The 8,624-nt window shown below is 56.5% G+C and carries 6 protein-coding genes; 5 read left to right on the top strand and 1 reads right to left on the bottom strand.

Features of this window, described 5'->3' with window-relative positions; all coding sequences use genetic code 11:
* Nucleotides 1-186: 186 nt before the first annotated feature.
* A complete protein-coding gene (locus SGJ19_01100; GenBank protein ID MDZ4778832.1) occupies nucleotides 187-474 on the bottom strand; it encodes a hypothetical protein in 288 nt (95 codons plus the stop codon).
* 672 nt (nucleotides 475-1,146) lie between these two features.
* Here SGJ19_01100 and SGJ19_01105 point away from each other — a divergent pair.
* From SGJ19_01105 to SGJ19_01125, 5 genes are all read left to right on the top strand, one after another.
* Complete coding sequence (locus tag SGJ19_01105) at nucleotides 1,147-1,908, top strand: hypothetical protein (protein ID MDZ4778833.1); 762 nt, start codon at nucleotides 1,147-1,149, stop codon at nucleotides 1,906-1,908.
* Between the two features lie 1,081 nt (nucleotides 1,909-2,989).
* Entirely contained in the window at nucleotides 2,990-3,613 is a 624-nt protein-coding gene (locus SGJ19_01110; protein MDZ4778834.1) for a sigma-70 family RNA polymerase sigma factor, read from the top strand.
* Nucleotides 3,603-6,497, top strand: a complete 2,895-nt coding sequence (locus tag SGJ19_01115) for a protein kinase (GenBank protein MDZ4778835.1) — start codon at nucleotides 3,603-3,605, stop codon at nucleotides 6,495-6,497. Before SGJ19_01110 ends, SGJ19_01115 begins: the two co-directional genes overlap by 11 nt.
* A complete protein-coding gene (locus SGJ19_01120; protein MDZ4778836.1) occupies nucleotides 6,497-7,180 on the top strand; it encodes a C-type lectin domain-containing protein in 684 nt (227 codons plus the stop codon). The genes SGJ19_01115 and SGJ19_01120 overlap by 1 nt, the downstream gene beginning before the upstream one ends.
* Before the next feature lie 116 nt (nucleotides 7,181-7,296).
* Nucleotides 7,297-8,532, top strand: a complete 1,236-nt coding sequence (locus SGJ19_01125; GenBank protein ID MDZ4778837.1) for a hypothetical protein — start codon at nucleotides 7,297-7,299, stop codon at nucleotides 8,530-8,532.
* The last annotated feature ends 92 nt before the right edge of the window (nucleotides 8,533-8,624 follow it).

Raw genomic sequence — 8,624 nt, forward strand, 5'->3', positions numbered from 1 at the left:
CTCGGCTTAACGGCCAGCATTGACTGAGACTTTCCACTGCGAATGTCGTCGAAGTCTGACCTAGCTCTTGGGGGTCGCGGACAGCAAGCGCGCTTGCTGGGCCGTCGGACCATGGGGGCATGACTCCGGCGGCATTTTTCCATCAGCGTCTTTCAATCGGGTGGTCGCCGAGTACGTTGATGTCAATTACTGCCTGACGGGTCGCTCGGGTTCAACCGATTGTTCCTCGCTGGCTGCCGCACGCAACAGAACTGTTGAATCTTCATCGTCGAATAGAAGAAGTTCTTTCCCGGCGAAAATGACTTCCTTCTTGGTTGTCGTTCGGTTGGGATCGCCCGCTGGAAAAGTTCGCACAAATTCGTATTTATCACCTTGGTCTGTGGTTCCAAGGTATTGCCATGACAATTCCGTTACGGTGCCTGGATGTCCACACGTGCTACCATGCTTGTGTTTGCGTCCCGATACGATGGGCATCGGTGTAAATGACGTGGTACAGGACCCACTTTTGTCCCTGATTGAGACTTCGACCGGCGCAAACTTGGGTGGAATGCTGAGTACGACCCCCGTCGAGACCGGGTGGCTTGGCTCCGATCGAGTTGATACCCGGTCGCCACACCCCAAAATCAACGCGACGCCAATGAGAACGGCAACGGTGTTCAGCGAACGCATATGAAACGCTCTCCGTGTGGCTGGCGACGGACGACTGCGTTGACCGGGCCACCGTCAAACAACTACAGTTTCTGATCGGCGGCTCCAGTTGACCACTTGGTTCGGCAGTCGTCAACGCAGCGGACCAAAAGCGGAAAATCGAGACTTCCCAGTTGGGTTGAGCATGGAGCCGGTCCAGGCTCGCAATGGTCGCCATTTTATCGTTGGGCTCCCAGCCGCGTCTACTTCATGTCCCGACTAATCCGCTCTGAAGTCGAATTCATGGGAGAGAATGCACTGCCACGGAAATGCCACGGCATTTAAAAACTTGCTTGGCCTCGCTCAATCGCTTCAATGATTTGGTTTGTAACTGAGGTGTAGGTCTGCTGTCGACATTGGCGTTGCAAGCAGGTTCGCTGCTGCGAACCTGCCTAGACCCGCGCTAATGAGCGGGGAATCCTTCGCCAAAAACACCTCGGCCGTAAGGTCGTCCGCGTCGTGACCGTTCCCGACACGTCGCAACACGTAACCATGAATGGCGGCGCAATGCATCCGATAGAGCTGCGTCATGGCAGCAGGGTCGCGTTGAGCCTGCTCGATCAAGCTCCGTTCATTTGGGGCGGTAGCAATCAGCTCCGGCGGCACAGCGGCTTGGGCTGCAAGCATGCGTTAAGCGTTTCTGTCAATACGTGCGGCCGTAATACAAAGGAAAAGACCAATGACGCCGCCGAGGTTCCCATAAACCGGTTGAAACCTGAGATTTATTCAACCAAAATGCCGTCCGAGGCCTGCCGAGGTGGTCTGCGGGCTCGTCACGTTCGATTCGGGCGGCTAACTGCATGGACTTACGACGTGAGCCACGATTCGAAGAATGCATTTGTGCGTTGCCCAACATTTGCCGAAGGCGCTCGCATGTCCGACGAATTCGTTCTGACCTACCCTTGCTTCGTCCCCACATCCAAAGATGGTAAGCAGTTGCTAACGGTATACGTCGATGACGTGCCCGCAATTGTTTTCATCACCGACGAGGACCTGCTGGCGAGATTCTTTCGGAGTCGCTCCGAGGGGAACGACAAGTCCGTGGTGAGTGCCATTCAGTTTGGCGACCACAATCGGCTATTGGATGGAATGCGCAGTATTGAGGCCCAAGCGATCGCGGATGGGATCGAGCATGTGGCAATCGATCCTGGGGGGAGATTCAAATGTGCGTATACGACCATCCGCGAATTCGTGGAATACGTGGAAGGATTGTTTGAATAAACCGCAATCCGCAAGATTGCGCTTTCCTCGGCCACCTTCGCAACACGTCTCACAAATTGTGTGACAGCAGGAATATTGGAGCTTGACACGAATCTCGATTAGCTTGCCTCCGCATACTGGCCAAGCCGTTCGGCAAGGTTGCTGGGCTTGGGATGAGTCTGCCTTCTCTATGTAGTTGACTTCGCGCTTCTCGTTCATGGAAGCTCGCCTCCCTACTCGGCATCGGAATTAAGTTGGACGCTGGTTCACGCAAGTTACCTCACCGGCTCTGTCACTTTCTTCCAAAACCAAGGGCGGAGTGACGTATCCGCCGAGTATGTCTCTCCCGTGACCGTGTCCACGAGGAACGGTTCCTTCGTCGCCGCATTCTCCAGCTTGTAGGGGCAACGACGACGGGGACAGAGGTGGCGCAGTAGGCGCAATATTCAGCACGATGGAGGCGGCGAACATGATTTCCAGAATCGTGCGCGAGCTGAATCGTGCTTCCAGGCGACTCCTACTCAGATGCCAATGCTGCAACGCGCGACGGCAGCTTAAACAGCACGCCCGCGGCAATACCGCGCTATCGAAGGTTACAACTCCATCACATGATGCGAAGCTGGCCAACCATCCATTGAAAAGGTGGGCGGGCTTGGAGGCGTCGGTCGAAGTCCGTTCGGGAACTTCGCCGACGCGCCGGCAAAGTAGAGTATAATCCCGCCCCGTCGTCACCAGCCCCAGCAGACGACTTTTTTTCAGAATTCCGAATTGCAGAACTGATCGATGAGGCAGTGGCTTTAGAATTACGCGCTCATGTCGGTGGATTTGATTTAACGATCACGGCAGGACGTCCAAATTCAGCAGCGCATTAAATCCAAGTAAGCAGGTGGTGATTGGTCGCTGCGTCGCTGTTGGCTACGTTCCGCGATTTACACCGGCCCAGCCGGGCGCGCCTGGTCGGTGTCGTTATCGTCGCAATGGCTTGTTATCACGCAGTTTAGGGACGGCTTTGCATGCCATTTAGCTTGCCATTTAAGTATTTCTTTATTTTTTAAGGCGCGATTACGAGCTAAGGCTGCCTTTAATCATAGAGAATTGTGTTATGGCCTTCCCCCCAGAGTCTGGTCCAAGATCCCTGATCACACTTGCTCGCGCCGGCGATGAGCGTGCATTAGGACATTTGCTGGACGCATATCGCACTTATCTTCGTCTATTGGCGCGCCATCAATTGAGAAACCGTTTGCCTGGAAAAGTCGACGATTCTGATTTGGTTCAAGAGACGCTCTTAGACGCGCATCGAGATTTCGGCACCTTTCGCGGGCAAAGTGCCACTGAGTTAACGGCCTGGCTGCGGGGTATCCTGGCACATAATCTGGCAGAGCAACTGGAGCGATTCTACGGGACTCGATGTCGCGATCCACGACTGGAACAACGACTCGCGGTGGAACTGGAACAATCTTCACAGGCCTTCGAACAGAACTTGATTGGTCAACAACCGTCGCCCAGCGAAATGGCCTTGCAAAAAGATCAAGCGCTACAGCTGGCAAATATTCTGGATGCGTTACCGCCGGACTATCGCGACGTCATTCTATTGCGGCATGTGGAGGAGTTGGCATTTTGGCAGGTTGCGGAGCGCATGCAACGCAGTGTCGACAGCGTGAAACATCTTTGGACGCGAGCGCTAATACAAATCCGCCGAGAGTTGAGGATTCGCGATGAAATCTGATACACCGGTTCCGGTGACGGCGGACGGCCTAACTCTGGCCGCCAGCGATCCTGAGCGCCAGCTGGTTCAAGCAATTGAGGAATACCTCCGCTGCGTCGAACTACAGCTGCCCTTCGATCGTCAGCGGTTTTTGGAGGATCACGCAGACATTGCTGGCTTGCTCGAGGAATGCTTGGGAGGACTCGAATACGTCCAGCTGGTTTCGCGGCGACTTCAGGAATCAACTGCTGACAATCCTGTGACGGCGGCTGGTTCGTCGAATCCGCCGGAAACGCTCGGCGACTATCAACTGCGGCGCGAAATCGGTCGCGGCGGGATGGGGATCGTCTATGAAGCAGTCCAACTTTCCATTGGTCGTACGGTGGCGCTTAAGGTACTTCCCTTCGCTGCGGTGCTGGATCCAAGGCACCTCCAGCGATTTCGTAATGAGGCATTAGCGGCCGCCAATTTAGATCATCCGCATATTGTTGATGTGCTGGGCGTGGGCTGTGAACGTGGGGTCCACTTCTATGTGATGCGACATATTCCTGGAACGACGTTGGCCCAGGTTATTGCCAAGGAAGAGACGACACGACCAGCAGGGTCTTCTGATGTACACAACACCTCCGGCGATACTGCTCCGAAAGCCGCGCTGTCCACGCTGCGCTCCGAAGTGCCGGCGACGTACTTTCGCCGTCTGGCAGAACTAGGCATGGAGGCTGCAGACGCCCTGGAGCACGCGCATCAGATGGGGGTCATTCATCGTGATATCAAGCCCTCCAATCTGCTTTTGGACCAGCGTGGAAAACTGTGGGTCACGGATTTCGGCCTTGCGCATGTCGAAGCGAACAACTCGATCACCCTGCCGGGAGATATGCTCGGCACGCTGCGCTACATGAGCCCGGAACAGGCGTCTGGACGACCCACCCTCGTGGACCATCGAACGGACATCTATTCACTTGGTGCGACGCTCTACGAAATGGCGGGCGGCCGCCCCGTGGTCGAAGCACAGGAGCGCGCGGCGATCCTCCATGCGATCGCAGAAAACGATCCGATCCGCCTCCGCACGTTCACGCCGTCCCTTCCGATCGATTTGGAAACAATTATCCTCAAGTGTCTCGCTAAGGAGAAAAGCCGACGCTATCAGACCGCACAAGAACTCAGTGACGATTTAGGACGGTTTCTGCAACAGAAACCGATTCACGCGCGGCCGCCTCATTGGATGGACTCACTCCGCAAGTCGATGCGCAGGCACCGCTCGGGTTGGTTGGCCGTCTCAACTATGGCATTCGTCTTGCTCCTCGTGGCGATCGTGGCCCTCGTCTGGAAGGACTCTGTCACCCAGGCTGCACTGGCCGTGGAGCAAATTGAAAGGGCGCGTGCCGAACACAATCTTCAGGAGGCCCACGCAGCCATCGAGACATTGCTAGCGCGCGTCGCGACCAATCGCCTGCTGAATGAGCCGAAGGCCGAGCCCCTCCGCCGGCAACTTTTAATGGATGCCCTCGCGGCCAATGAAAAGCTGCTGACGCTCAATGCCACAAGTGTTGAGGCCCGCATTGGGACGGCGCGAGCCGAAATCCGGGTCGGGTACATCAACGCTTTGATGGGCGGCAATGCCGCTGCCGAGACGGCCTATACCCATGCAATTGCGAGCGCGGAACGACTCGTCGCCGAACTGCCTGACGACCATCGTTGTCAGGACCTGCTGGCCAAGGCCCTGGATGGCATCGCCTCCTGCAATTTCGATTCACCTCGGCGCGAGGAATTGATTGTTTTTAGGCGGCGAGCACTGGATATCCGCCGAACTCTCTTTAGAGCGCATCCGGAGATTGATGAATATCGGCTGGAATTGGGCGAGGTAGCTCACGACTACGCTGCCGATTGGCTCTTGCGAGGGCGGTTACAGGAGGCCATCGACGGTTTTCATGAATCCTTAGCGATCGTTCCCGAGGCTGCCGATAATCGCGTAAATCTCGCGCTTGCGCTACGTGGCCTGGGTGACCTGCCGGCAGCGGAACTTCAGTTGCAGCAAGCGGTCGAGTTTGAGAATCCAGAAGATCCGCATGCCAATCCCTGGGCGCGCTGGACTCTAGCAGGAATCCTGTTCGAGCAAGGCAAGTTGGCTGATGCGGAGCGACAGTCGCGTCAAGCGATTGAAAGATTCGAGCAGATCGTGGCGGAACACCCAGATGTGCCTGAGTATGCCGATTCGCTTGGCCTTGCCCTGTTAAGCCTGGGCTCAAGCCTCCAAAAGACGAACCCGGACGAGGCCTTCAAGTGCCGGACTCGGGCAGTCGAGGTTTTGGAAGTCGTGGTGGACCGGTGGGCGGATAGTCCTAGATACCAAATGAGCCTGGTGTCTGCCTATGAAGAGCTGCGCCATTCTTTGACTCGCCTCGACGATGAGACTGCTTTAGTGACGCATTTGAAAAAAGAATTTGCCTTGCTCGACCGCCTTTCGATCAAGACTCCGACAAAAAAGGATATTCGTCAGCGCCTGGCCTTAAGTGCGCATCGATTGGCGGATCACCTGCTCGACGGCGATAGCGACGCTGCTGCAGTTCTCTATCGACGAGCTGTGCAAGAATTGACGGCACTCTCGGAATCGCAACGAGAAGTGCCGCGGAACATGTCTGTACTCAGTTCGGCACAACTCAATCTTGCCAAGCTGTTGGCCGCAAAAAACGAAGTTCCCGAGGCAATTGAATGGTTGGAAGCGGCCGTGGCTTTGTCGGAGTCACTGTACGCCGGCAATCCCAACGATGAAGCAACGCGCGATCTGTTAAGGTCTGAGTACGCCAGTCTCAGCGATCTGCTGGCATCCGTCGGTAAGGAGGGCGATGCCAACTCCTACCGAGAGAAGTCGCGGACACTCGATGCCGCACGGACAAGTGACAAGTGATGAACAACGAACGCCACACCCGCACAAACCACGAGTACCTCATGAGCCTTCTGCGCATTGCAACGCTGTTCACCCTGCTACTTGTTCCCGCAGTAACGTCCCGTGCGGAGCCAATCCAATGGCTTGCGTCGGAAGGCGGCAACGGGCACTTCTACGAACTCGTCTTCAAAGCCCCTCAAGAGCAATTGCTGGGCTGGCACCAATCCCGCGCCGCCGCCGAAGCAAGATCGTGGCAAGGAGTCGCAGGACATCTAGCGACGCTCACGTCGATTCCAGAACTCGAGTTCGTATACGGGAATGTGTTCGAGATCCCGGAGGTAAACAGCGATATGTTCTGGATTGGTGGATTCCAAGACCGGACCGCTCCGGAATATCGAGAGCCGTCGAGGGGATGGAGGTGGGTGACGGGAGAGCCATTCAGTTGGACGCCGAACACGAGACTTCCCGATGAGCCCAACGATTCGCCACCAAGAGAAGACTTTCTGACGATGCTCTCCGGCGGTTGGAATGATCTACGCGATACCGAGGTTTCCCGGCTGGACGAAGTCAGAGGATACATCGTCGAGTATCCCGTATCCGTTCCCGAGCCTGCGACGGTAACGCTGTGCCTGATTGGTGCGGGCTGTTGGATGGCCGTTGCGGTTCGGAAGCAGCATCACAGGCTCGGTGCTGCTGAAGCCTAGCTGTCCGGAGGCAGGCAAGAAGTGCGAATCAAAGGCGCGCTACTGCGTCGATGGCCAGACCCCGCGTCTGCTATCGGGTTGAACTGCTCTAAATCTCTCATCTCGTGGAGATCCTCATGTTGCCTATCGTTTCTCGGCTCTTTTCTCGCTCTGGTCGGATCGATCGTCGCCAAAAGTCGCCTGGCTCGCGTCGCAAGCCGCTCCGCTTCGAGTCGCTCGAAGACCGCCAACTGTTGGCCTTTGGTGCCGCTGGCATTGTCATCATCGACATGTTGCCGAACGCCTCTGACCGAATCGAGAGCCTGGTCGTCCAACCAGACGGCAAAATCGTGGCCGCCGGCGGAGGTGGCGTGGTGCGCTATAACGTCGATGGCAGCCTCGATTCATCCTTCAATAACACTGGAACTGTGCCCGTGCCATTCTCGCTGACCGATGTGGCCCTGCAGGCAGATGGCAAGATCCTTGTTGGCGGTCAGCAGAATGCCGATATGATGCTGCGTCGGTACAATGTCAACGGCTCATTGGATTCAACGTTTAGCGGCGATGGACTCGTCCTTACCGACTTCAAAAATGGGTCCCGCGATGAAGTCGCCACCATCGCGCTGCAGCCACCAGACCCGCTGAGCGGCGAGCAGAAAATCGTCGTCGCAGGATTTCACGACACAGGTTTTGGGGGAGTTCCGACTTGGAGCGTCTTACGCTACCACGCCAATGGCACATTGGACAATTCATTCGATCGTGATGGCAAGCTCACCACCACGTTCGGCAAAGGTAACAGCAAGGCGGTCGCCAACTCAGTCTTGGTACAGCCAGACGGACGGATCCTGGTGGTCGGCAGCGCGATCGTCAATAACGGCTTTTTTGATTTTGCCATGGCGCGCTACCTTGCCGACGGGGCGTTGGACTCGTCGTTTGGCAGGAGCGGCAAGGTGACCACCGATTTCAATGCGCGCAGCGACCAGGCGTTTGATGTGGCCCTGCGGCCGGATGGCAAGATCGTTGTCGCGGGCAAAGCCGACAGCCTCATCGGCCTCGGTCAAGGTTCCCTCGCGCGCTATAACGCGAATGGATCGCTCGATAGCGGGTTCGGGCAAGGGGGGAAGGTCGAAGTCACGCATCCGCCAACCTTTGGCAATTACAATCAGTTCACGGGAATATCGCTGTCAGCCGACGGCCGCATTACTGTCGGCGGCGGCTGGTGGTCTCCCGTCGTCACGCGCTTACTGTCCTCAGGCTCGCTGGACATGTCGTTCGATGGCGACGGAACTCGGGTCTTCGAATTTGGTCCGGAGCAATCAGACCCTCACCACCGAGGGCTGGCCGTTCAGTCTGACGGCAAGATCCTCGTGTAAACGGCGCTTGAATTGTGCAGCGCTTGGCGGTTGAAAAGTGTGGCGCTCGGGGGTGAACGGGGTTTAGTTTAGGGACGCTGGAGGGGGAATGC

Source organism: Planctomycetia bacterium, from assembly GCA_034440135.1.
Classification (GTDB): Bacteria; Planctomycetota; Planctomycetia; order Pirellulales; family JALHLM01; genus JALHLM01.

What these genes read in the sequence shown, in the direction of transcription:
- SGJ19_01100 (MDZ4778832.1), bottom strand. Translation starts at nt 474, where the DNA reads ATGCCCATCGTATCGGGACGCAAACACAAGCATGGTAGCACGTGTGGA.
- SGJ19_01110 (MDZ4778834.1), top strand. Translation starts at nt 2,990, where the DNA reads ATGGCCTTCCCCCCAGAGTCTGGTCCAAGATCCCTGATCACACTTGCT.
- SGJ19_01115 (MDZ4778835.1), top strand. Translation starts at nt 3,603, where the DNA reads ATGAAATCTGATACACCGGTTCCGGTGACGGCGGACGGCCTAACTCTG.
- SGJ19_01120 (MDZ4778836.1), top strand. Translation starts at nt 6,497, where the DNA reads ATGAACAACGAACGCCACACCCGCACAAACCACGAGTACCTCATGAGC.
- SGJ19_01125 (MDZ4778837.1), top strand. Translation starts at nt 7,297, where the DNA reads ATGTTGCCTATCGTTTCTCGGCTCTTTTCTCGCTCTGGTCGGATCGAT.